The following is a 22,727-nucleotide window of genomic DNA, read 5'->3' on the forward strand; positions in this document are numbered from 1 at the left end:
AAAGGAGTGAAGCCATTGACCATTCAACAAATTGCTACGATTTAAATTCCTGTGACTGATATCACCCGGGCTGTCTCTTGGTATGAACAGATTTTAGAGATGATCGTTCTACATCAATCAGAAGAAGCAGCCATGCTCACTTTTACTCATGGCGAGGGACCTTCTTTTTATCTCGTCAAAACAAAACACGAGAAACGAATCTACTTTATGAACTCTTTTACAGGAGTTCGGCATAGTATGATTGATCTATTTGTGAAGGATTTAAAAAACTTTCACCAGTATTTAAGCGAGCATGAAGTGACTGTATCAGATATTCAAATATTAGCTGACCCAGACTTAGGCGGTTTTAGCTTTGAAGATGTTGATGGCAATGTCTTTGGCGTCACCAATATTAAGCCCCATCAAACAAAAAAAGAAACCAGCCTGTGACCGGTTTCTTTTTTGTTATTTTTTCATCATCGCTTTACGTGCTGCTTTTTCAAATAAAAACGGGAATAATTGATACAATTTACTGCCAGCATTCATCCATCCTGGTAAATTAATCTCTCTTTTTTTTGTCATCATGGCGGATACGACCTTCCCTGCTACCTTGTCAGCACTGAGCATCATAAAATCAACATTTTTCACATATTCACCACTGCGGTCTGCAATGGTAAAGAAGTCTGTGGCAATCGGTCCTGGATTGACGGTTGTGACATGAATTCCGCTGTCTGCAAGCTCCATTCTGAGGCTGTTTGAAAATCCGAGAACCGCATGTTTTGATGCGGAATAGATGGCGGATTTAGGGGTGGCAATTTTGCCTGCCTGTGACGCTATATTGATAATATGTCCCTTCCCTCTTTGTTTCATCTCAGGAAGGACCTTTTTTGTGCAGGCAATTAAACCAAAGACATTGACCTCAAACATCGACACCATTTCCTCAATGGATGCGTCTTCGACGAGATCGAACACACCAAAGCCGGCATTGTTCACCAAAATATCAACAGCACCCACTTGTTGATAGGCTTGATCAATGTCCTCAAGCTGACTGACATCAAGCTGAACGATGTGACATACGCCGCCAGCACTTATAATCTTTTCTTTTACACCTGTGAGCTTTTCAATTCGTCTTGCCGACACAATGATTTCTGCTCCTTCGGCTGCTGCCAAGTACGCCATCTTTTCACCAATACCGCCTGAAGCACCTGTAATCCATATTCTCTTTCCTGTTAGTCGCCCCATTTATTTCACTCCTTCATTTGCTCGATAGTAGAGGATTCCGTCTTTTTGCACTTCTTCAATATGTCCAGCCGCTAAAAGCACATCAAGCTGTCCGACTGTCTCAGACATTGTCAGAAATAATGCTTCTTCATACAGGCCCGGAAATAGGGTGCGACAAAGATGAAAGGCGGTCATTTCCTTTCGTTGAAGCAGCTGATACATCGTATTTGCCCGTTTTTCCTGTTTTTTAAATCTTTCTTCAATCAATTCGTGATGAGAGGTAATGAGCTGGCCATGCCCTGGATAAATCGCCTGAATGGGCAAATGCAATAAACGCTTGAGTGATGCTTTATATTGAAGCAGCGATTTTTGACGTTCTGTTCCTTTCATTGGCGCTTCCATTAACGGATTGGAAGAAATGGTCGTAAGCAGCAGATCACCGCCGATGAAATTCCCTGTTGTTTCATCTAAAAAAGAAAGATGAGATTGTGCATGTCCCGGTGTCTCCAGCACTTGGAAGTGCTCATGTCCCTTCAAACGATCGCCTTCTTTTATGACGTCATCGACATGTGCCGTACATGAATATGTATAGGACTGCCTCACAATTCTTTCACACTCACCTTGACGAAGCGGCACACCTAACTGCTGAAAAAAATCATTCATAAAATGGATTTGACGCTGTTTAAACGCTTCATCCTGACTAATATAGGGCTCATTCAACTCGTGTCCGATGACACGGACATGAGGTTTCATCAGATCTAAAAGACCGACATGATCTGCATGATGATGTGTCAAAACCACTTGATCAATATCATCTATTGATAAATGATGTTCCTTTAATTGCGTGACAAAGGCATGCTGCGCCTCTTGTGTCATCGGTCCGCAATCGACTAAGGTCACGGCATCGCCTTTTAATACATATACATGGACATCCCCCACCGCAAACGGTGTGGGGATGGATAATTGAATCATTTCTTCTTTCACTTTTATACGTCATCTCCTGATTTTTGACTCATAGATCATCTGAACTCACTCTTCTTTATTCATTGTATCTTGCAAAGGGCAGACTGTCATGCGGTTTAGATGGTCAATTTTTTTATCTCTCCCTATTGACACAAACTTGTCCATCGTTGCATAATGAACAACAAATATAAGATGCGCGATGACAAGGATTAGTAAGCAAAATAACGATGCAAGAGAGTGAGGTCCACCGGCTGTAAGACTTCACCATCCTCTTATTTGCTGAACCTGCCCTTTGAGCTGTTAGGCAAACCTAAACGTTTCCCGCGTTAAGGGACTAGAGCTGAGTATGCATGATTGCATGCTAATTGAGGGTGGTACCGCGAAAAACCTTTCGTCCTTTGCAGACGAGAGGTTTTTTTATTTTCTACAAGGAGGAGCAGCTTATGAGTAAAATTGGATTTATTGGTGCAGGCTCAATGGCCGAGTCTATGATTAAAGGTCTTTTAAAGAGCGGCATTATGTCAAATGAAGATATCATTGTCACAAATAAAACAAATGAAAAACGATTAGAAGAATTAAATGCACGTTATGGAGTCAAAACAGATTTCGCTCGTTCCTTTATTTATGAAGAAGCCGATATGCTGGTGTTTGCTTTAAAACCAAAAGATGCGGAAAGTGGAATTTCTGAAGTAAGGCCCCATTTAAATGGACAGCTGATTATTTCTATTTTAGCGGGCATTTCTATTGAAACCATTCAGCATTATGCTGGCGCAAAAACGGCGGTGGTTCGTGCGATGCCAAATACATCAGCAGCCATACAACAATCAGCTACTGGCATTGCTGTCAGTGATGAAGTCACAGAGGCGCAAAAAGAAAAAGCAGTTCAGCTGTTTGAAACGATCGGTCATGTGACGGTTTTAGATGAATCACAGCTGAATGCGGTCACAGCCATTGCAGGCAGCGGTCCTGCCTTTATTTATCATTTGATTGAAGGAATGGAGCGAGGTGCATCGGAACTTGGGATGGACCAAGAGACAGCGAAATTGCTCATTTGTCAAATGATTGCAGGGGCTGCTAACATGCTGCAAAATAGCGGAAAAGAACCTGCGGAATTGCGCAAAGAAATTACGAGCGAAGGTGGAACGACAGAAGCAGGACTGAATACCCTTGCTTCCTATCAATTTGAAGAAGCGATTGTCGATTGTGTGAAAACAGCGACAAAACGCGCAGCAGAACTAAACGACATGTTTTCAGCGAGTACGTATAAATAATATAGAAAAGCACCTGCCTTGATGACAGGTGCTTTTCATCTATCACTCGATGCTCTCATGGACATGATGGCTTTGATTTGATCGAGGTGATGAATTTCATGTAAAGCAATGGTTTCAGCTAATATTTGGACTGTCATCATCCCTTCTTCAGGATGGAGACCTGAGAAATCCCATGTATCCTTTTCTAATAGTTGTAGTGTTTTGTTTCTGCTCTCTTTTAAGCGCTCGATCAATGCACTGACCTCTTGTGCGGTATACGTTTCATAAGCTCTTCCCTTCACATATATCTCTGGATCATATGATGCGAAAAGCGTGTGCTCATTTGATATTGCCTGCTCTATCCGCTCTGACCAGACTTCTTCTGTATCATACAAATGTCCAACAATTTGTTTAATCGACCACTTGCCTTCCCCAAAAGATTCATCTAATGTAGCCTCATCACATGTCCATAATAACTCCTCAAGCTTACGCAAACTCTCTTGAAGTGATGTCATGATCTCTGTTTTTGTTAGTACTCCTGTTTTCACTCTCACAATCCCCCTTCAAATATATGTAAGTATCATTCTATATCATACTCTATTTCTTTAGACAGAAGGTGATTAAAATCAAAAAGAAAAGCCCTATCATGGCGATAGGGCTTTCACTTAATTCTTTTCTAATAAAGCATGAATTGTTGATTGTAAGAGCGACGGTAAAACGCCAAAAGAGAATGGGACATGCAGCCGTTCTGTCCATTTGTGCGCATCCTTTCCTAATGGACCAACGTTGATGACAGGAACGTTAAGAGCTTCTTTTTCTCCTTGTGGTAACGAGTAGCCTTTTTGGTATAGCGGCATGTTGGCTGTATAATCGTCTATATCTTGATTTTCAAGCTGTAAGTAGCTTAAATCAGATAAACCAGGAAAATATTTGACTTCTTCTACTTCGATTCCATAGATCTCTTTTGCTTCTCTTTGAATCTTCTTTAAGGTCGTTTGAATATGCAGATCGTTTGTTGAAGAAACAGATGGGTAAAATGGCGGACTATAAAACAACACAATCAGTGCTCCATCTTCCTTACAAAGGGTCGTCAGTTCTGATACAATTTTGGTTGAAAAATCACGATCCCCAAGCTCACCCCGGTTGGCAAAGGCGTAGTTGACAATTCGCTCGACCTCCTGCTTGCCGGATCGTTCAGCAGCTTTTTCGTACAGCTCATGATACGTTAACACCGTGATGTTTGTATCGATGGGTGTAAAATGTTTAAAGCGTTGAAATGCAGCGGTTTTCTGTTTGAGATTGGCTTCGATTTGAGCTGCTGCTTGTTTCGCAGTTTCATAGAGGAGCCCGTGAAGCTCTTCACTAGAGCGGTTCATCATCAGCACATTAAATAAAGAAACAGCCGTGTGAGGCGTTTGAACAGAGTAAGCTTCTTTCAAATCCTTTTGCATCAAATTGGTCGGAGGCGGTGTCACTTCACCATCTACTTCCTCACAATAATCACTATTCAGTTCTAACAGCCTGTTTAATTCAGATACCATAAAATTTGCATTTAATCCTGAGAAGGGCTCACCTACATGTGTTTCAATTCCTTTGCAGAAAAATCCCGCAAGTACCTTCCCTATACTACCTGTATAGATGTATTGGTGCGCATCCCCGGGATACTTTTCAAACATCGGCTCACTGTTTAAACACGCGGTATACTCAAGGTCATACGTCTCCTTGATTTCCTTTAGTTTCGGAACAGCCTCCAGCATCCCCTGTGAATTCACTTCTTCATCTGGCACTGTGACGAGCAGAATATTTCCTTCAAACCTCCCTGCCATCGCTCTTTCCAGCATGGAAAGCTGGACAGTCAGGCCTGCTTTCATATCCATGGACCCTCGTCCAAACAGCCAGTCACCTGAAGCTAAATCCTCTCTTGCCCTTTTTGGAAGAAGTGCACTTTTTTGAGAAAAGGACGCCATTAACTCTTCGGGCTTACACGCCATATTTTGAAATTCTCCGTAATCCTCTGTATCGACGACATCAAAATGGCTGAGGAGTAAAACAGTACGTGGCAGCGTACTTCGTTTGACAAGTGCCGTTAAAAAATACCGGCCATCTTTCATTGGATGCAAAGCCAAGTGATCAGGATGCTGCTCAAAATATGGCCGCTCCCTCAGCAAGTAATATAAATATTCCGCTAATGCGACTTCTCCCGTTGTACCAGATATGCTTTCATACTGCATCAGAGCTGTGAGTAGCTCCTTTAGTTCACTTTCCGTTTGCCATTTCATCCGTTTATCCCCCTTTGATGTCCATATCTTTCATTATACAAAATCATGTTCAAAAGCTATATGGTTTGAGCACCTTTTATGACGAATGTTTGAATGACTGTTATAATCGGCTATACCATTCTATGAGGAGGCGAAGGTAATTGGAAACAAAGCTTTTTTCACCTTGGACATTAAAAGGTGTCACACTCAAAAACCGCATCGTCATGTCCCCGATGTGTATGTATTCATCCTATGACCGTGATGGAAAATTACAGCCTTTCCACTTTGCACATTATATTTCCCGTGCGCAAGGTCAGGCCGGATTAATTATGGTCGAGGCAAGTGCTGTTTCACCTGAGGGAAGAATTAGTGATCAGGACCTCGGAATTTGGAGTGATGAGCACATTGAAGGATTTGCCTCATTAAACGAACAAATCAAAGCGTACGGAACAAAGACGGCCATTCAGCTAGCCCATGCAGGACGCAAGGCTGAGCTAGATGGTGACATTCTTGCTCCATCCAGCATTCCATTTGACGAACAATCTAAAACACCTCTTGAGATGTCTATCGATCAAATAAAAGACACCGTTCAGGCGTTTCAAGATGCCGCTGTCCGCGCCAAGAAAGCTGGATTTGACATCATTGAGATTCATGGTGCGCATGGCTATTTGATTAACGAATTTCTCTCACCGCTTGCCAATCACCGGACAGATGAATATGGCGGTTCACCAGAAAATCGTTATCGCTTCTTGAGAGAAGTTGTTGATGCAGTCAATGAAGTGTGGGATGGACCATTATTTATCCGTGTATCCGCTTCTGATTACACAACAAAAGGACTAGATATTGCAGATTATATTGGCATTGCCGCATGGCTGAAAGAGCAAGGAGTCGATCTAATTGATGTGAGCTCAGGCGCTGTGGTGCAAGCCAGTATTAAAACATTCCCCGGCTACCAAGTCACCTTTGCTGAGAAAATAAGAGAAGGTGCCGGCATCCAAACAGCCGCTGTTGGTATGATCACATCTGGTGTACAGGCCGAAGAAATTTTACAAAATCAGCGTGCTGACTTGATCTTTATCGGCAGAGAATTTTTACGGGATCCGTATTTCCCAAAAACAGCCGCTAAAGAGCTTCGTACATCCATCGAAAGCCCGCGCCAATACGATCGCGCTTGGTAACATCTTTAAGCAAAAAGGTGTCTATTTTTTGAAATAGGCATCTTTTTTGTTTTTAAGAGAAACATCTTTGCCTTTTGTGCCGTCTTTTAGCTAAAGAACCACTTAGAGGAGATGGAAGAATGAACTCGGCATTGATTGAAAGAACGTATCATATAGATGGACATCACTTTTATACAAGGCATCGTCAAGGAAAAAAGCAAGCCACCATTATTTTTGAAGCAGGATATGGAATTTCAGGCGATACGTGGGCGAATATCGCTCGTGATATTGACCCAGAGCTTGGTGTTTTCTTATATGACCGTTTAGGTAATGGAAAAAGCAGTAAAAGCAAAGAAGGAAGAACTTTGCATGATCTTGCGGATGATTTAGATACACTCTTGCATCAAGCCAATATTCAGCCGCCATTTCTCATTGTGGCGCACTCATTTGGCTCTCTTGTCAGCCGCTTATGGGCAAGCCGCAGAAAAGAAGATGTTATCGGTATGGTCCTTCTAGACCCAGCAAGTGAGGAGCAAGAACAGGTCATTCTGCCGCTCTTATCAAAGGAAGAACGCACTTCATATATGGCGCAGTTCACAGCAGAATGTACACATGAGGACTTTGAGCAAATGCTGCGTACGATCAAAGAGGAGCAAACGCATTATGGGATGATGCCCCTTCTTGTCATTTCATCAGGCAAAAGCCGCTTGTTTCATCCAGCACATGAAGCTTGGCTCAGGCTTCATAAACGAATGCTCACATTGTCATCCCAAAGCGGATGGATTCAGGCGCAGAACAGCTCGCACTATATTCATCACGATGAACCACATATTGTGCAGCTTGCGATTTATGATGTGTGGTGTGCAGCAAAACAGCCTGTCTCTTATTATCAAACAGCTAACTAAAAACAAAAACTCCTTGACCGGACATCAGTCAAGGAGTTTTTTCATTATACCGTTGGTGCTGATTGACTTTTCTCAGACAGCAACTTTTCAATGCTGACAAGCTGAACGCATAACGTAAAGATGTCAATCGCCTGCTCTAGTTCTTCAAGTGTTGGGAACGTTGGCGCAATACGGATGTTACGATCAAGCGGGTCGTTTCCATAAGGATATGTCGCCCCTGCACCCGTTAGTGTCACACCGGCTTCTTTCGCTTTTTGCACAACAGCTTTTGCACAATGATCGAGTGTATTTAAGCTAATAAAATATCCGCCATTTGGTTTGTGCCACTCAGCGATGCCTGTTCCACCAAGCTTTTCATCAAGGATCGAAAGAACGAGGTCAAATTTCGGCTTAATAATCGCTGCATGCTTTTTCATATGTTCCTTCAATCCTTCTGGATTCTTGAAGAAACGAAGGTGTCTTAATTGATTGATTTTATCTGGCCCAATGGTTTGAACTGATAGCTGCTTTTGAATAAAGCTGACGTTGTCCTGACTAGATGCCATCAGTGCAACACCCGAGCCTGGGAACGTAATTTTAGAAGTAGAGGCGAACATAAACACACGGTTTGCATGTCCTGCTTTGTCTACTGCTTGAAAAATATCTTTTAACGTATCAGGCGTATCTGTTAGATGGTGGACTGCATAGGCATCATCCCAAAAAATACGGAAGTCGTCTGCTTTAGTCTGCATGGAAGCAAGACGGTCAACAACCTCATCTGAATACGTAATGCCGTCAGGGTTACTATATTTCGGTACACACCAAATCCCTTTGATGGCTTCATCTTCTGCAACCAATTTTTCCACCTGATCCATGTCAGGTCCATCCGACTTCATATCTACCGTAATCATCTCTATGTTAAAATGCTCACAAATGGCAAAATGACGATCATATCCTGGGCTTGGTGCAAGGAATTTTACCTTTGGAAGCTCTCCCCAAGGTGTTTTGCTGCCATATACGCCGTGAGTCATAGCACGTGCAATTGTGTCATGCATCATATTCAGACTAGAATTACCGCCAATGATGATTTGTTCTGGCTTCAGATTGAGCACACTTGCAAAAAATCTCTTTGTTTCAGGAAGGCCTGTCAAGCCGCCATAGTTTCGCACATCTGTACCATCCTCAGCTGTCATTGCATCCTTTGATGTCACGACATCGAGCATGCCCATAGATAAATCGAGCTGTTTTGGTGAAGGTTTCCCTCTAGACATGTCTAAGTGTAAGTTTTTACTTTTGTACGTTTCATATTCTTTTTGTCGTGCTGCATATAGGTCATTTAATTCTGCTTCACTTAACGCTGTAAAACCGCTCATCTTTGATTGTGCCTCCCGTATTCTTCATAGTGTAATTCGTCATTTGTTTTTTCTTCACCATTTTACCACTACCTGAAAAAGAGCGTCATCATAAATATCAAAAAAATCACACAACTTTTTTTGACGATTCATCCAATTTTTACAGGGTACGGTCAATAGGAAAAGAAAAGAAATCATGTGCAGCTTCAGTCAGCGGGAATATATCGCGGGCTTCTTTGAGTAATTGTTTCAGTGACTCTTCCCCTTGGTACCGTGCACTAATATGGGTCAAAATCAGTCTTTTTGCGCCTGCTTCCTGCGCTGTTTTTGCTGCCTGTTCTGTCGTACTGTGATAATAATTATAGGCTAGTTCTGCATCTTCTTTCCCAAATGTTGCTTCATGGACTAACACATCCGCATTCTTGGCAAGCCTTGTTATATTCTCGCACAAACGGGTATCTCCTGAAAATGCAACGATTCTCCCTTTTTTAGGGGGTTCCAAATAATCGGTTCCATCAATCATTCTTCCATCTTCGAGTGTAACGGTTTCCCCATTTTTCAACTTCTGATACAAAGGTCCAGGTTTTACACCGATTTTTTTTAGGTCTTCGGCTTTTAGTGCGCCTGGTACATCTTTTTCCACGACCCGATAACCGTAAGCTGGGATCCCATGAGACACTCGTCTTGCTTCTACTTGAAAGGTCTCATCTTCAAAAACGATCCCTTCCTCTATTTCTATGATATGCAGCGGATAAGTCAAATGCGTTTGTGTCGCTGAAAGTGCCGCGTTTACAAAAGCTTTAATGCCGCTTGGACCATATATCGTCAATTCATCCTCTCCGCCTTGAAAGGACCTGCTGCCAAGCAGACCCGGGAGACCATATACATGATCACCGTGCATATGCGTGATAAAGATCTTCTCAATTTTTCTTGGTTTAATCGTTGTATGTAATATTTGATGCTGCGTCGCTTCTCCGCAATCAAAAAGCCACACGGCTTTTCTCTCTTCTAAAAGCTTCAGCGCAGTGCAAGTGACGTTTCTTGTTTTTGCAGGAATGCCTGCACCTGTTCCTAAAAAGAGCAGTTCCATTACGATTTCCTCCTACAGCCGGTATACAATCTCTTCATTCATATAGAATACATGAAGACAGGATAAATGTGAATTCAGCGGAATTTTTGAAAAAAGTCAAACTCGAGCAGAAAAAGTCGAATCAAATGTTTGCTTTACGAACAATGAACCTTTAAAATAAAGAAAATGTACATACATTCTCGGTTTTTACAACAATGCTACGAATAAAGTGAGGTACTTTTCGTGAATACAGAAACTAACTATCCAAAAGCAGTCATTGTCATTTTTGGCGCAACAGGAGACCTTGCAAAACGCAAGCTCTACCCTTCTATACATAGACTTTATCATAGCGGAAAGCTTGGAGATCAATTCGCCGTTGTAGGTGTTGGACGTCGTCCTTGGTCTCATGAAGACCTAAGAGCTGTGGTAAAAGAATCGGTCTCTTCTGATGATGCAGAAGCAAAAGCAGAGGAATTTATTTCTCATTTCTATTACCATGATTTTGATGTCTCAAGCCCTGCTTCCTATCAAGCACTGAACACGCTTCTTTCTGGTCTTGAAGATACATACAGTATCCCGAATAACCGGATGTTCTATTTAGCGATGGCACCAGAATTCTTCGGAACGATTGCGAAGTTTTTAAAAAGTGAAGGCGTATCAGAAACGACTGGATGGTCTCGACTTGTTATTGAAAAACCGTTTGGTCATGACCTGCCTAGTGCCAAAACATTAAATGAAGAGATCCGAGATGCATTTACAGAGGATCAAATTTATCGTATTGACCACTACCTCGGTAAACAGATGGTGCAAAACATTGAGGTGATTCGTTTTGCGAATGCGATCTTTGAACCGCTTTGGACAAACCGCTATATTTCAAACATTCAAATCACATCGAGTGAATCATTAGGTGTCGAAGACCGTGCGAGATATTACGAGAGTTCTGGTGCACTGAGAGATATGGTACAAAACCATATGCTTCAAATGGTTGCACTACTAGCCATGGAGCCACCGATTAAGCTCAATACAGAGGAAATCCGTAGCGAAAAACGGAAAGCATTGCGTGCGCTTCGTCCATTCTCGAAAGATGAAGTGGATCAATTCTTTGTCCGCGGACAGTATGATGCAGGAACGATTGATGGCAATATGGTTCCTTCCTATCTTGAAGAGCAAAATGTGGACCCAAACTCCAACACAGAAACATTCGTTGCAGGAAAACTTCTCATCGATAACTTTAGATGGGCCGGGGTACCATTTTACATTCGTACAGGAAAACGTCTAGAAAAGAAATCCACTCAAATCGTGGTGCAATTTAAAGACATTCCGATGAACCTGTACTACGGAAACGGGAATTCCATGCATCCAAACTTACTGGTGATTCACATTCAGCCAGACGAAGGCATCACCCTTCACCTGAATGCTCGCAAGCTTGATGGCGGAACGTATGCTAAACCAATTAAGCTTGACTATCAAACAAATTACAACGACATCATGAATACACCAGAAGCGTATGAAAAGCTAATTCATGACTGTTTGCTAGGTGACGCAACAAACTTTGCCCACTGGGATGAAGTAGCACTGTCTTGGAACTTTGTTGATCCAATTTCAGAAAAATGGGCTGAAACCAAAACGTTAAAACCAAATTATCCTGCTGGTTCTATGGGACCAAAAGAAGCAGATCAGCTTCTTGAAAAAGATGGATATCACTGGTGGAATATATAAAATCAACAAAAAAAGAGCAGTCTCCCGATTGAGGGGGTTCTGCTCTTTTTTTAAAGTCGTGTTTTCGTAATTTCAACCGTTGAAAAATCAAATTTATCATAGCGATGATGGCTAAAGGAATATTCAAACGGACGGCCTGTGTTTAAATAAGCCACCTGCTCCACTTCTAGCACCGGATCCGTAGGGTCACAGCCTAAATATTGCTGATCAAGCTGATCTGATTTAGCCGCTCTAATTTTTTTGTGCGCTCCTGCTACTTTTAATTGCAGTGTGTTTGTAATGTAGCTATAGATGGAACCCAATAAAACCTCTTCATCTATTCCTTTAATGACATTGACAGGCATAAAGGTTTTTTCTAATACATATGGCTCTTCTTCTACCAAACGGAGCCGAATAATGTCATAGACAGGTGTGCTTGAGTCAATGGATAAATGAGCTGCCACCTCTTCACTTGGAAAATGCACATCAAAGCGAATGATTTGGCTCGTCACGTTTTTATCTGCCATCACTTTCGTGAACCCTTTATTTTCATGACCTGATACGTTGATCGCACCTTGATTTAGTGCTGCCTTCACAATAAATGTGCCATGACCTCTTTTTCTAAAGAGCAGACCTTCCGCCACTAAAAGATCGAGCGCACGCTTCATCGTCATTCTGCTGCATTTAAATTCAGCGGCAAGCGAGTTTTCATCTGGAATGGGTTGATCTTCTGGATAATATGCTGTTCCTATTCTTTTTCTAATTTCTTCTGAAATGAGTTCGTATTTTGTCATCTCACACCACCAACTGACTTGTTTTTTCATATCCTATTATAGCGCTTTCTAGCCTTCCTCTCATTCTACACTAAGCCTAGTGCGCTTAAAAGGTTCGAGCCACTTTCATTTCACCCCTTTCATCTTTACATAAGAAAAATACTTGCCCTTTTCAAGGAAAGAGCAAGTATCTTGATTAGAAACCATTATTCTCTGAAACCGATTGAAACCAATAGCCACTTTTTTTGATGGTACGTTTCCCGTCTTCCTCAAGGTCCACTGAGACAAATCCATAGCGATTTTTATAGGCATTCGACCATGACCAATTATCCATAAACGTCCACAGATGATAGCCTTTTACATGACTTCCTTCTTGAATGGCTTGATGCACCCATTTAAGATGCTCAGAAATAAAATCAATGCGGTAATCGTCATGAATCATTCCTTCTTCATCCTGAAACCGCTCTTCTCCTTCGACACCCATTCCATTTTCAGAAATAAAGCATTCAATATTCCCATAGTCTGTCTGGACTTTTTTCAATATATCGTAAATACCCTTTTCATAGATTTCCCAGCCGCGGTACACATTCATTTTTCTGCCCGGCATTTCAAAAGAATCAAAATAATGATCTGGCATAAATGGTGCATCAGGGTGAGGCATATGTTCCTTTGCTTTCACTCTTCTTGGCTGATAATAGTTGATGCCGAGAAGGTCGATCGTGTTCTCTTGAATGAGTTCAAGGTCTCCTTCCTCCATAGCCGGCATCAATCCTTCTTTCTTTAACACGTCCACTAGCTTTTCAGGGAAATGTCCTTTCACTGCTGGATCTAGGAAGGACCGGTTAAAGAAGGCGTCAGCCATCTCAGCTGCTTCGACATCCCGCGGATTCTGGCTTCGTGGATACGAAGGAGTAAGGTTCAGGATAATGCCTATTTTCCCATCCTGCTTCATCTCTTTATAAGCCGCAATGGCCTTAGCATTTGATAAAATCTCATGAAATCCAACTTGCACTGCCTTTTGGAAATCAACTTCGTTTGGATAATGGAAGCTATACATATATCCACCCTCTACAGGGACAATCGGCTCGTTATGGGTAAACCATTTTTTCACCCGGTCGCCAAATAGCTGAAAACACAATGTCGCATAGCTGACATAATCGTCTACAACCTGCCTGTTTACCCATCCTCCCGTCTCCTGCAACGCCATTGGCATATCAAAATGATACAAGTTCACAAACGGTTCAATGTCATTCGCTATCAGTTCATTGATCACATCATTGTAAAAAGCCACAGCTTCTTCATTAACAGCCCCTTTTCCCTCAGGTAAAAGGCGTGACCATGAAATAGATAGACGAAACGAGTTGTGCCCAATCTCCTTCATGAGGCGGATATCCTCTTTGTATTTACGATAAAATTGTGAGGTTACACCTGGACCGACGCCCTGAAAAAAACGATTCGGCTCTTTTTCAAACCAGTGATCCCAAATGTTCGGTCCCTTTCCATCTCCTGGATAACTGCCTTCTGTTTGCGTAGCAGAGGCAGAAGATCCCCACCAGAAACCTTCTGGAAATGTATATAATTGACTGTTAGTTTCCATCGACATGTATTGAGTCTCCTTCACCTTTGATGTTTGTTTGTTTCGTTTTTTCTGTCGTGACTATTTTTTCATTTTTCACATTCATACGATCAATAAATTTTAGGAACGGGAACCAAATGACAAACACAATCATTAAATTAAACAGCTGAAGCAGACCGCCCGCTAATGAATTTGTTGCCATGACTCCGCTAATAAAGATCGGTACTGTCCAAGGTATATTCACGCCTGTCGGAGGCGGCACAATACCTGCGGCCATCGCAAAATAAGAAATACAAGTAATCACCATTGGCGCCAAAATCCACGGAATGAGAATAAGCGGGTTCATCACAATCGGTAAACCGAAGATAATGGGTTCATTGACGTTAAATAAACCTGGTCCTAAGCCGAGCTTTGCTACTTGTTTCAATTGCTTACTTTTAAGAAAAATTAAAATCGTAAACACAACAGCTAGCGTCATACCGGTTCCACCCATACCCACTGTATAGATTTCGATAAACTGCTTGCTGATGATGTTCGGAACCTCACCTGTTTTTGTGTAGCTTTCTAGATTTTGAATGGACAATGTATTCCAAATCGGGTCCATGACAGAGTTGATAATAATTTGGCCGTGGAGCCCAAAGAACCAAAGAATTTGTATAAAGAAAATAGCGATCAAGGTCGGAATGATACCGCTCCCAAGTCCGACAAGCGGCGCCTGAATCGCATTGTAAATCAAGTCATGCATGTTGGTTTTGAACCCTTGTGTAATGATGATATTGATCAGTAAAAAGGTTGTAAGTGTCAAAGTAGCCGGGATAAGTGCAGCAAAAGACTTAGAAACAGCTGGCGGAACCCCTTGCGGCATATTGATGACAAATTTCTTTTGGACAAAATAGCGATAAATTTCAGCTGACAAAAAGCCTGTGATCATTCCAAGGAACATTCCCTTTGCGCCTAAACGATCGACTGGGATGACGCCTGCAATGGATGCACCGCCCTCTTGTTCTAGTAAAAATGGCGTAAGGAGCAGGAAAGAGGCTAAAGCGATCACACCGCCAAAGACAGCTTCCACATCATAGCTTTTCGATAAATAGTAGCCAATCCCAAATACAACAAACACACTCATAATGCTGATGGTCGCACTAGGTGCAATATTTAGTGCAGACTGAACACCTTCCAGTGCTGTTTGACTCATGATCTTATCTAAAAATGGCAAATTCATTAATACGACCATGATGGAACCAAAAATTGTTAATGGGAACGCAAGCATAAAGGCATCCCTTAATACCCCTAGATAGCGATTGTTGTTCAATCTCCCAGCAATCGGAACCAAAATCGCACTTATTTTATCAAACATTGGTTTCCCCCCTTGTTTACACCCTTTATTGTTTCAGTGATTGCAATATCGGTAAGAGCTCTCCCACAAGCTCTTTTATTGTCATCGTTGACATGAAATGATCTTCGGCATGCATGAGCAGCAAGGAGAATGAAATCGTTTCTCCGCTTGCCTCTTGCTGTACCATTTGAAAATGGATATCATGTGCATTCCGCAAATCATCTTCCGCTTCTTTGAGAAGGTCAGATGCTACTGTTTCATGACCTTCTCTAAATTGTTTAAGAGATTGAAGCAATTTGCTTCGTGCATTTCCGCTGTGTAAGATCAATTGAAAACTGATTTGTTCTTCCGTGAGTCCTTCGAGCGTTTTCTTTTCCATCCTTTAAGATTCCCCCATCAATGAAACCGCTTGTTCATACGCTTTTTGACCATCTGCTAGCCCATACGCCTGCATATCGATGACCTCTACTTCAATCCCATATTTTTGAGCTTCTTTTTGAAGATCCCCTTTTAAAAAGCTCATTTGCGGTCCAATTAATACAACATCGGCATGTGCCATTTCTTTTCTCGCTTGGTCTTGTCCGACTGCCCAAATCTCTGCTTCTTCCCCTATAGACTCAGCATGTGCCTTCATCTTTGTGACTAGTAAACTCGTAGACATACCTGAACTGCATGCTAATAAAATACGTTTCATTTCTCTCACCCCATTGTTGTAATAAAAGCGCTTCCAGTTAATATTATATATTTTTATTTTTAAATGTCTAGACATTTAATTTTATATGTATGTATTTTATTTTAAAAATGACCGTATCAATACTCACATCAAGCTTTCAGAACGAAAGAGATCTCATCCAGATATGAACGAGACCCCTTTTCTTTTAAAAAATACTCTCCGAATGAACCATAAAGTAGCTTCTTCTTCAGAAGACAGTCTTTGAGAACTTTGTTAAAATAAGTGCTAATGACTTAGCTCATTCAAAAATCCAATTTTTCATCCTATAAATCATGAGAAGTAACTGCCCAGAGATGGAAACAGATGCTATTCCCACTCAATTTGATGGATAGGTAAACGTCTTTTGCTGCTACTTTTCGAGTCTATTCATATCTTTGCAATCAAAATTTGGGTAAAGCCTGTAAAAGAAACGAGCATATTTGAATAAGGCGTATAAACGAATAAAAGCGTGTGAATGTTTATACACACGCTTTTCACTAGTCTTCACATGCACATACTAGATCATAATTTGGTGTTGTGTTATCCTCTGGGCCCAGCCCGTGATCATCACGATTATCCTTTTCCTGCTTGGAATCCAGGGTACTTGGTCATACCGCCGTCTACATATAACGTCAACCCTGTCACATAGCTCGCCTCTTTTGATGCAAGCCAGACAGCACATGCTGCCACTTCTTCCGGTTTTCCGATATAACCAATCGGTATCAGCTCAATGACGCCCTTTTTCAATGCTGGATCATCAAATTTTTCGGCATTGATCGGGGTATCAATTGCGCCTGGTGCAATGCTGTTTACGCGAATTTTTTTAGGGGCATATTCTAGTGCCAGCGTTTCCGTCAAAAGCTTGGCGCCTCCTTTACTTGCTGCATAATGGACAAAATGAGGCCACGGAATTTGCTGATGTACCGACGACATATTAATAATCGACCCCTCGATCCCGTGTTCTGTCATATACTTCAATGCATCACGGCACCCTAAAAACATACCTGTTAAATTGGTGGACATCACTTTGTTCCAGTTATCTAGCGTCATTTCAGTTGAAGGAACTTCATTTTCAATTCCTGCATTATTGATCATGACATCAAGACTGCCATATGTATCAACAGCTTGATCAATCATCGCCTTCATATCCTCTTCTTTTGAAACATCCCCTTGAATTTTGACAGCCTGTCCGCCACTTTTTTGAATCTCAGCAATCGTGTCGTCCGGGTTTTCTTTATCTGAGAAATAATTGATCACTACATTGGCTTTTTCTTGTCCAAACCGGCGCGCCATCGCCTGACCTATCCCTGTACCTGCTCCTGTGATGAGAACTGTTTTTCCTTCCAAATCTGGATACATTCGCTTAAACCTCCTATTTTGTAAAACCTAGTAGCACACCGCCTGCGATAATCATCAAGCAGCCTGCAATGACAAAGCTTGTTTTAGATGCTTTCTCTTTTAATAAATAAATACCGCCTAAAGTCGAGATGACAATTCCTGTTTGAGACATGGAAAAACTTACTGCTACGCCAATGAGTGGAATCGCCAAAAGAAGCCCTAGATTTCCTGTCGACCACACAAGACCAGCAATGATATTTCTGAACGTATATTTGCTAAACGGGTCTTGTTTTAGACTAATCGCTAACGATGAAAGCAGCATGCCGACAGATTGCGGAACGAGCGCAGACCAGCCATCTATATGAAACCATCTTAAAATGACGACATATCCGACGTAGCCTACGGTTGAGATGAGCAAAATGATGATTCCCTTTTTAAAATTGCCGCCATCGTTCCCGCCACTCTTTTTTTGACCGAGGGATGTCATGACAACGCCAGCAATAATAAATAAAATGGCACAAGAACCAATAAGTATGACCGTCATGGTCTGCCATTCTTTGAAGACGATGACACCAAATAATGTCGTGCTCACAAGCTGCATACCCGTTGATAAAGGAACAGCCTTTGACACCCCTAAAAAGGCGACACTTGAAAGCTGATTCATTTGCCCAATACTCCAAAAGATCCCAGAGATAACGGAAACCGCAAAAATAAGCGGTGTCAGTTCCGGCATTTTGATCAAATAAGCGCCGATTGAAAACAAAAAAGCGCCGAGGGTAATGCCGAGTGTTTGCTGATAGGCATTCCCGCCAAGTTTGACACTGATGAGAACAATACTTCCCCAAAATATCGCTGGGAGAAGTGCATATAAAATGCCCACTTCTATCCCTACTTTCTGTTCTTTTTTACTTAGCATCCCTCTTTTTCGGATTTTTAGCCGAATAGATGTAAACACAAAAAAGACCTTACCAAAGGTAAGGTCACAGCGTGTAGACAAACCCTCGCATTCGGTGTCAGTCCTGCAAAGGTTTTCTATCACGCTAAAAAGAAGTCAAAGGGCTAAAATCAAGTTCATTTTAGCCCTTTGTCAACAATCTAAGACCTTACCAAGGTAAGGTCTTTTGAGGTTTTATACTTATTTCATCCATTCAGTATGGAAGACGCCTTCTTTATCTGTACGCTCATACGTATGTGCGCCGAAGTAGTCACGCTGTGCTTGAATTAAGTTAGCTGGAAGGACAGCTGTACGATAGCTATCAAAGTAAGCAAGTGCACTTGAGAATGAAGGAACAGGAACACCTTGTTCTACTGCAAGTGAAATCACTTTACGAAGTGATGATTGATAGCTTTCTACGATATCCTTGAAGTAAGGATCAAGCAATAGGTTTTTCAATTCAGGGTTACGGTCATATGCTTCTTTGATTTGCTGCAGGAAGGCTGCACGAATGATACATCCACCGCGGAAGATCATCGCAATTTCACCGTATTTCAAATCCCAGTTATACTCATCAGACGCTGCTTTCATTTGCGCAAAACCTTGTGCATATGAGCAGATTTTACTCATGAAGAGAGCTTTTCTAACAGCTTCAATTAATGCTTGTTTATCTTCAGCTGATTGAGTTGGCTCAGGCCCTTGAATTAATTGACTAGCTTCCACACGCTCATCTTTCATCGCAGAAATAAAACGAGCGAAAACAGACTCCGTAATGATTGGAAGCGGGACACCTAAATCAAGTGAGCTTTGGCTTGTCCATTTTCCAGTTCCTTTTTGGCCAGCTTTATCTAAGATGACATCTACTAGCGGCTGGTTCGTTTCTTCGTCCACTTTTGTGAAAATGTCAGCTGTGATTTCGATTAAGTAGCTGTCAAGTTCGCCTTTATTCCACTCTGAGAATACTTCATGAAGCTCCCCTGCTGATAAACCAGCGACATGCTTCAAGATAAAGTATGATTCAGAGATCAATTGCATGTCTCCGTACTCGATACCGTTATGAACCATTTTGACATAATGTCCTGCTCCATCTGGACCGATATACGTTGTACAAGGCTCACCATCTACTTTCGCAGAGATGGCTTCTAAAATTGGTTTCACTAGCTCGTGCGCTTCTTTTTGACCGCCAGGCATGATAGAAGGACCTTTAAGTGCGCCTTCTTCACCGCCAGAAACACCTGTACCAATGAAGTGAATACCACTTTCCGCAAGCTCTTGGTTACGTCTTTGTGTATCCTTGTAATATGTATTTCCACCATCAATTAAAATGTCACCTTTCTCTAGGTGAGGCAGTAATGATTGAATGGTTGCATCTGTTGCTGCACCCGCTTTTACCATTAAAAGAATTTTACGCGGCGTTTCAAGCGATTGAACAAATTCTTCAATGCTGTATGTGCCTACAACGTTTTTCCCTTGTGATTCTTGAAGAAACTCTTCTGTTTTGCTGCTAGATCTGTTATAAACGGACACGGAGAAACCGCGGCTTTCAATATTTAGGGCAAGGTTTTTTCCCATAACGGCTAGTCCAACGACACCGATTTGTTGTTTTGACATAATTCTGACGTCCCTTCTAACACACTATATTGATTACTGCTGAAATGATGTACCCTTTGAAATTACCACAACATCACCTCTTTTATCAAGTTTTCAGGCTAGTCATTTCCTCTTTCGTCCTGAAAAAAGTCTTTATTAAAACTTGTACCACTTGTTTTGCTCTCTTTTTCCTTAATGGTCACTCCTCTTTGGATGAGTGGTTTACCGTATTTTTCTTTCAGTCCGTCTAAAAGAGATTGGAGAGGTTCGTCTTTTGCATCTTCTGTATAAGAGAATAAATCAAGTTGCTTGACGGCTGATTTTCGTTCCACAAGATCGGTCCCCGTCACGCCTAAAAGTCTTACTGGCTGGTCATTCCAATGCTTTAGGAATAGCTGCTTTGCCGCCTCAAATAGATCTTCCTTTCGATCAGTAGGATTCGTGAGTGTGACGCTCCGTGTGATATTTTTCCAGCTTGCATACCGAATCATAATGAGCAGCCGGTTTGCCATCACTTCTTTTCTTCGTAATCTGGCACTCACCGATTGCGACAGTTTCTCTATTAATGAGACGAGTTCATCTGTATCATCAGAATCGTGAGGAAGAGTGGAAGAATTTCCGACAGATTTAAATTCGTATATTCTTTCTGGGTCGACAATGCCGTCATGCTCTCCGTTTGCCTTTTGCTTTAACCTCGGTCCATTGATGCCTAATAACTCTTTTAGCGCATATTCATTCGCTTTCGCTAAATCTTCAATTGTATGAATTCCGATGGTTTTCAGCTTATCTGCCGTTTTCTGTCCAACCCCATGCATGTCACCTGCAGGGAGCGGCCAGAGCATTGTCGGGACATCTCGTTTACGCAAAATGGTAATGCCCATTGGCTTTTTCCAATTAGACGCCATCTTCGCTAGAAATTTATTTGGTGCAATGCCAATACTCGAAGGAAGCATGAGCTCTTCTACTAGCCTCGTTTGAATATCATGAGCGGTTTTCACGGCATGCTCAGCATAAGGTGTATCGGTTAAATCAATATAGCCTTCATCAATTGAAACGGGTTCAACTAAGTCACTATATTCTCTTAGTATGGTAAACATTTCTTGTGAGGAGCTGCGGTACCGGTCGAAGTTGGGTGTACGCACAATCAGTCCCGGACATAGCCGCTTCGCTTCCCAGAGTGGCATCGGCGGCTTCACCCCGAGTGCTCTTGCCTCGTAGCTGCAGGTCACAACTATCCCTTTGCGTTCTTTTGCATTTCCGCTAATGGCTAAAGGTTTCCCTCTCAAAGAAGGATCATACGCCATTTCTACCGATGCATAAAAACTATTCATATCAATATGAAAAATGATTCGCCCCTTCTTTTGAGAATCAGCCATTCGCTTGCCTCCTTAGGTGATCTACTTTCCTTCACTTCACCGTGATTTCACCTGTTTGTTCCATTAGACATTTCATATGGTGTATAGTACACTGTGAGTAATGAAATGGATGTGATATTCATGATTATTGATACATTCAATGAAGTCTTTTTCCTTGTTGAATTCTTTACGATTATTCTTCCAGCGCTGACCGCCATCGGTATTGCTTTCTTATTAAAAGACTGCCGAATGAACGAGCACCTCGGAGGACATCGTTTAGAAGAGTTGGATGCATCTTGTTTGAATCGAACAGACTTTCTGTTTATCATATATGATCGCATTACAACTTGGATTAGTAAAGTCATTCGAATGAAAAGATCATCAAATGATGATGAAGACCATTCGCTTCCTCTCTCTTATTAGATTTTATTATTGAGGAGGAAACGAATTGAAACGTTTATTGACAATTTGTACGACTTTATTTTTTATGATGGTAGCGTCACCTGCATTTGCTGCAAGTGCGCAAACAAATACAAGCTCTGATGGGTTTTTCCATCATTATTTTGTTCAGCCTTTTTCTGAGTTGATTATCTGGCTTGCGAACTTTTTCCATGATGACTACGGTTTATCTATTATGTTCGTGACATTGATTGTCCGGCTGCTTATTTTCCCACTTTTTGCAAACCAATTTAAAAAGCAGAGAGTGATGCAAGAGAAAATGGCACTCGTTAAACCTCAGATTGACCAAATACAAAGCAAATTGAAAAAAACGAAAGAACCTGAAAAACAAAAAGAACTGCAAATGGAAATGATGAAAGTATATAAAGACAACAATGTGAACCCGCTGGCAATGGGCTGTCTGCCGATGCTGATTCAAATCCCAATTGTTCTTGGCTTTTACTCAGCAATCCGCTCAACACCTGAGATCGCAACACATTCGTTCTTATGGTTTAACTTAGGACAAACTGATCTTTTGGTGGCGATCTTTGCAGGGGCCATGTATTTCTTGCAATTTTATGTCACACAAAAATTCGCAAAGCAATCAGGCACCCAAACAGAAGCCGCACTGAAACAAGCAAAAATCATGGGCATGATTTTCCCAGTCATGATGCTGTTTCTATCAATTAATGCTCCCGCTGCTCTTCCTTTATATTGGATGACAAGTGGACTTTTACTCACCATTCAAACGATTATTTTAAATGTGATGTACCAAAAATCAAAAACAAAAGCTGCGGCAAACGATTCAATTAACCCAGCAGCTGAATAAATGATAGCCCCCTTA

22 protein-coding genes and 1 other annotated feature are annotated in these 22,727 nt (G+C 41.7%); of the genes, 7 read left to right on the plus strand and 15 right to left on the minus strand.

Going from position 1 to position 22,727, the window contains the following annotated elements; genetic code table 11:
- Positions 1-51: 51 nt before the first annotated feature.
- On the plus strand, positions 52-429 hold the full coding sequence (locus NSQ70_RS10820) for a VOC family protein (protein ID WP_234925059.1): 378 nt from the start codon (positions 52-54) through the stop codon (positions 427-429).
- Positions 430-444: 15 nt separating this feature from the next.
- Here the strand turns inward: NSQ70_RS10820 and NSQ70_RS10825 are convergent, their stop codons facing one another.
- Both NSQ70_RS10825 and NSQ70_RS10830 read right to left on the minus strand, forming a co-directional pair.
- The gene (locus NSQ70_RS10825) at positions 445-1,221 is read right to left on the minus strand and encodes an SDR family oxidoreductase (protein ID WP_007501086.1); all 777 of its coding nucleotides are present in this window, start codon (positions 1,219-1,221) and stop codon (positions 445-447) included.
- A complete protein-coding gene (locus NSQ70_RS10830; RefSeq protein ID WP_203143433.1) occupies positions 1,222-2,184 on the minus strand; it encodes an MBL fold metallo-hydrolase in 963 nt (320 codons plus the stop codon).
- Positions 2,185-2,353: 169 nt separating this feature from the next.
- Positions 2,354-2,565 (plus strand) — a binding site (T-box leader).
- A gap of 41 nt (positions 2,566-2,606) precedes the next feature.
- Here NSQ70_RS10830 and proC point away from each other — a divergent pair.
- Positions 2,607-3,434: a pyrroline-5-carboxylate reductase gene (gene proC, locus NSQ70_RS10835; protein ID WP_203143434.1), complete on the plus strand. Its 828-nt coding sequence runs from the start codon at positions 2,607-2,609 to the stop codon at positions 3,432-3,434.
- Between the two features lie 35 nt (positions 3,435-3,469).
- Here the strand turns inward: proC and NSQ70_RS10840 are convergent, their stop codons facing one another.
- Positions 3,470-3,961: a DinB family protein gene (locus NSQ70_RS10840; protein WP_159145792.1), complete on the minus strand. Its 492-nt coding sequence runs from the start codon at positions 3,959-3,961 to the stop codon at positions 3,470-3,472.
- Positions 3,962-4,078: 117 nt separating this feature from the next.
- On the minus strand, positions 4,079-5,692 hold the full coding sequence (locus tag NSQ70_RS10845; protein WP_342502157.1) for a M20/M25/M40 family metallo-hydrolase: 1,614 nt from the start codon (positions 5,690-5,692) through the stop codon (positions 4,079-4,081).
- A gap of 140 nt (positions 5,693-5,832) precedes the next feature.
- Between NSQ70_RS10845 and namA the strand changes: the two genes are divergently transcribed.
- Both namA and NSQ70_RS10855 read left to right on the plus strand, forming a co-directional pair.
- A complete protein-coding gene (gene namA, locus NSQ70_RS10850) occupies positions 5,833-6,849 on the plus strand; it encodes an NADPH dehydrogenase NamA (RefSeq protein WP_178896867.1) in 1,017 nt (338 codons plus the stop codon).
- 119 nt (positions 6,850-6,968) lie between these two features.
- Complete coding sequence (locus NSQ70_RS10855; RefSeq protein ID WP_058336673.1) at positions 6,969-7,733, plus strand: alpha/beta hydrolase; 765 nt, start codon at positions 6,969-6,971, stop codon at positions 7,731-7,733.
- Between the two features lie 44 nt (positions 7,734-7,777).
- Here the strand turns inward: NSQ70_RS10855 and NSQ70_RS10860 are convergent, their stop codons facing one another.
- On the minus strand, positions 7,778-9,085 hold the full coding sequence (locus tag NSQ70_RS10860; RefSeq protein ID WP_281201671.1) for an aminotransferase class I/II-fold pyridoxal phosphate-dependent enzyme: 1,308 nt from the start codon (positions 9,083-9,085) through the stop codon (positions 7,778-7,780).
- A 139-nt stretch (positions 9,086-9,224) separates the two neighbouring features.
- Positions 9,225-10,154 carry a ribonuclease Z gene (gene rnz, locus NSQ70_RS10865; protein ID WP_039165882.1) on the minus strand — a complete coding sequence of 310 codons (930 nt, stop codon included), beginning with the start codon at positions 10,152-10,154 and terminating at the stop codon, positions 9,225-9,227.
- A 222-nt stretch (positions 10,155-10,376) separates the two neighbouring features.
- On the opposite strand from rnz, the gene zwf reads away from it, so the two are divergent.
- Positions 10,377-11,852, plus strand: coding sequence for a glucose-6-phosphate dehydrogenase (zwf, locus tag NSQ70_RS10870; RefSeq protein WP_008342269.1), 1,476 nt, complete (start codon positions 10,377-10,379; stop codon positions 11,850-11,852).
- A gap of 50 nt (positions 11,853-11,902) precedes the next feature.
- Here zwf and NSQ70_RS10875 read toward each other — a convergent pair whose 3' ends face one another.
- The 9 genes from NSQ70_RS10875 to NSQ70_RS10915 form a co-directional block, all read right to left on the minus strand.
- Complete coding sequence (locus NSQ70_RS10875) at positions 11,903-12,625, minus strand: GntR family transcriptional regulator (RefSeq protein ID WP_008342268.1); 723 nt, start codon at positions 12,623-12,625, stop codon at positions 11,903-11,905.
- Between the two features lie 175 nt (positions 12,626-12,800).
- Positions 12,801-14,207, minus strand: coding sequence for a glycoside hydrolase family 1 protein (locus tag NSQ70_RS10880; RefSeq protein ID WP_096881604.1), 1,407 nt, complete (start codon positions 14,205-14,207; stop codon positions 12,801-12,803).
- Positions 14,191-15,537, minus strand: a complete 1,347-nt coding sequence (gene celB / locus NSQ70_RS10885) for a PTS cellobiose transporter subunit IIC (RefSeq protein WP_007501108.1) — start codon at positions 15,535-15,537, stop codon at positions 14,191-14,193. Before celB ends, NSQ70_RS10880 begins: the two co-directional genes overlap by 17 nt.
- A gap of 25 nt (positions 15,538-15,562) precedes the next feature.
- Complete coding sequence (locus tag NSQ70_RS10890) at positions 15,563-15,895, minus strand: PTS lactose/cellobiose transporter subunit IIA (protein WP_017357943.1); 333 nt, start codon at positions 15,893-15,895, stop codon at positions 15,563-15,565.
- Between the two features lie 3 nt (positions 15,896-15,898).
- Positions 15,899-16,210 (minus strand): PTS sugar transporter subunit IIB, encoded by a 312-nt coding sequence (locus tag NSQ70_RS10895; RefSeq protein ID WP_008342261.1) that lies wholly within the window; start codon positions 16,208-16,210, stop codon positions 15,899-15,901.
- A gap of 591 nt (positions 16,211-16,801) precedes the next feature.
- Positions 16,802-17,587, minus strand: coding sequence for an SDR family oxidoreductase (locus tag NSQ70_RS10900; RefSeq protein ID WP_008342255.1), 786 nt, complete (start codon positions 17,585-17,587; stop codon positions 16,802-16,804).
- 13 nt (positions 17,588-17,600) lie between these two features.
- The gene (locus NSQ70_RS10905; protein ID WP_251211223.1) at positions 17,601-18,446 is read right to left on the minus strand and encodes a GRP family sugar transporter; all 846 of its coding nucleotides are present in this window, start codon (positions 18,444-18,446) and stop codon (positions 17,601-17,603) included.
- 255 nt (positions 18,447-18,701) lie between these two features.
- Positions 18,702-20,111 (minus strand): NADP-dependent phosphogluconate dehydrogenase, encoded by a 1,410-nt coding sequence (gndA, locus tag NSQ70_RS10910; protein ID WP_025207592.1) that lies wholly within the window; start codon positions 20,109-20,111, stop codon positions 18,702-18,704.
- Between the two features lie 98 nt (positions 20,112-20,209).
- Positions 20,210-21,466: a DNA polymerase IV gene (locus tag NSQ70_RS10915; protein WP_007501120.1), complete on the minus strand. Its 1,257-nt coding sequence runs from the start codon at positions 21,464-21,466 to the stop codon at positions 20,210-20,212.
- A gap of 120 nt (positions 21,467-21,586) precedes the next feature.
- On the opposite strand from NSQ70_RS10915, the gene NSQ70_RS10920 reads away from it, so the two are divergent.
- Complete coding sequence (locus NSQ70_RS10920; protein WP_008342247.1) at positions 21,587-21,868, plus strand: hypothetical protein; 282 nt, start codon at positions 21,587-21,589, stop codon at positions 21,866-21,868.
- Positions 21,869-21,932: 64 nt separating this feature from the next.
- Entirely contained in the window at positions 21,933-22,712 is a 780-nt protein-coding gene (locus NSQ70_RS10925; protein ID WP_045034397.1) for a membrane protein insertase YidC, read from the plus strand.
- The last annotated feature ends 15 nt before the right edge of the window (positions 22,713-22,727 follow it).

Origin of the sequence: Bacillus sp. FSL R5-0397 (assembly GCF_038593395.1) — a bacterium.
In the GTDB taxonomy this organism is placed as follows: Bacteria; Bacillota; Bacilli; order Bacillales; family Bacillaceae; genus Bacillus; species Bacillus altitudinis.

Excerpts from the sequence above, each read along its gene's own strand:
- NSQ70_RS10825 (WP_007501086.1), bottom strand. The coding sequence starts at position 1,221 with ATGGGGCGACTAACAGGAAAGAGAATATGGATTACAGGTGCTTCAGGC.
- proC (WP_203143434.1), top strand. The coding sequence starts at position 2,607 with ATGAGTAAAATTGGATTTATTGGTGCAGGCTCAATGGCCGAGTCTATG.
- NSQ70_RS10845 (WP_342502157.1), bottom strand. The coding sequence starts at position 5,692 with ATGAAATGGCAAACGGAAAGTGAACTAAAGGAGCTACTCACAGCTCTG.
- NSQ70_RS10855 (WP_058336673.1), top strand. The coding sequence starts at position 6,969 with ATGAACTCGGCATTGATTGAAAGAACGTATCATATAGATGGACATCAC.
- NSQ70_RS10860 (WP_281201671.1), bottom strand. The coding sequence starts at position 9,085 with ATGAGCGGTTTTACAGCGTTAAGTGAAGCAGAATTAAATGACCTATAT.
- rnz (WP_039165882.1), bottom strand. The coding sequence starts at position 10,154 with ATGGAACTGCTCTTTTTAGGAACAGGTGCAGGCATTCCTGCAAAAACA.
- NSQ70_RS10875 (WP_008342268.1), bottom strand. The coding sequence starts at position 12,625 with ATGACAAAATACGAACTCATTTCAGAAGAAATTAGAAAAAGAATAGGA.
- NSQ70_RS10880 (WP_096881604.1), bottom strand. The coding sequence starts at position 14,207 with ATGTCGATGGAAACTAACAGTCAATTATATACATTTCCAGAAGGTTTC.
- celB (WP_007501108.1), bottom strand. The coding sequence starts at position 15,537 with ATGTTTGATAAAATAAGTGCGATTTTGGTTCCGATTGCTGGGAGATTG.
- NSQ70_RS10890 (WP_017357943.1), bottom strand. The coding sequence starts at position 15,895 with ATGGAAAAGAAAACGCTCGAAGGACTCACGGAAGAACAAATCAGTTTT.
- NSQ70_RS10895 (WP_008342261.1), bottom strand. The coding sequence starts at position 16,210 with ATGAAACGTATTTTATTAGCATGCAGTTCAGGTATGTCTACGAGTTTA.
- NSQ70_RS10900 (WP_008342255.1), bottom strand. The coding sequence starts at position 17,587 with ATGTATCCAGATTTGGAAGGAAAAACAGTTCTCATCACAGGAGCAGGT.
- gndA (WP_025207592.1), bottom strand. The coding sequence starts at position 20,111 with ATGTCAAAACAACAAATCGGTGTCGTTGGACTAGCCGTTATGGGAAAA.
- NSQ70_RS10915 (WP_007501120.1), bottom strand. The coding sequence starts at position 21,466 with ATGGCTGATTCTCAAAAGAAGGGGCGAATCATTTTTCATATTGATATG.
- NSQ70_RS10920 (WP_008342247.1), top strand. The coding sequence starts at position 21,587 with ATGATTATTGATACATTCAATGAAGTCTTTTTCCTTGTTGAATTCTTT.
- NSQ70_RS10925 (WP_045034397.1), top strand. The coding sequence starts at position 21,933 with ATGATGGTAGCGTCACCTGCATTTGCTGCAAGTGCGCAAACAAATACA.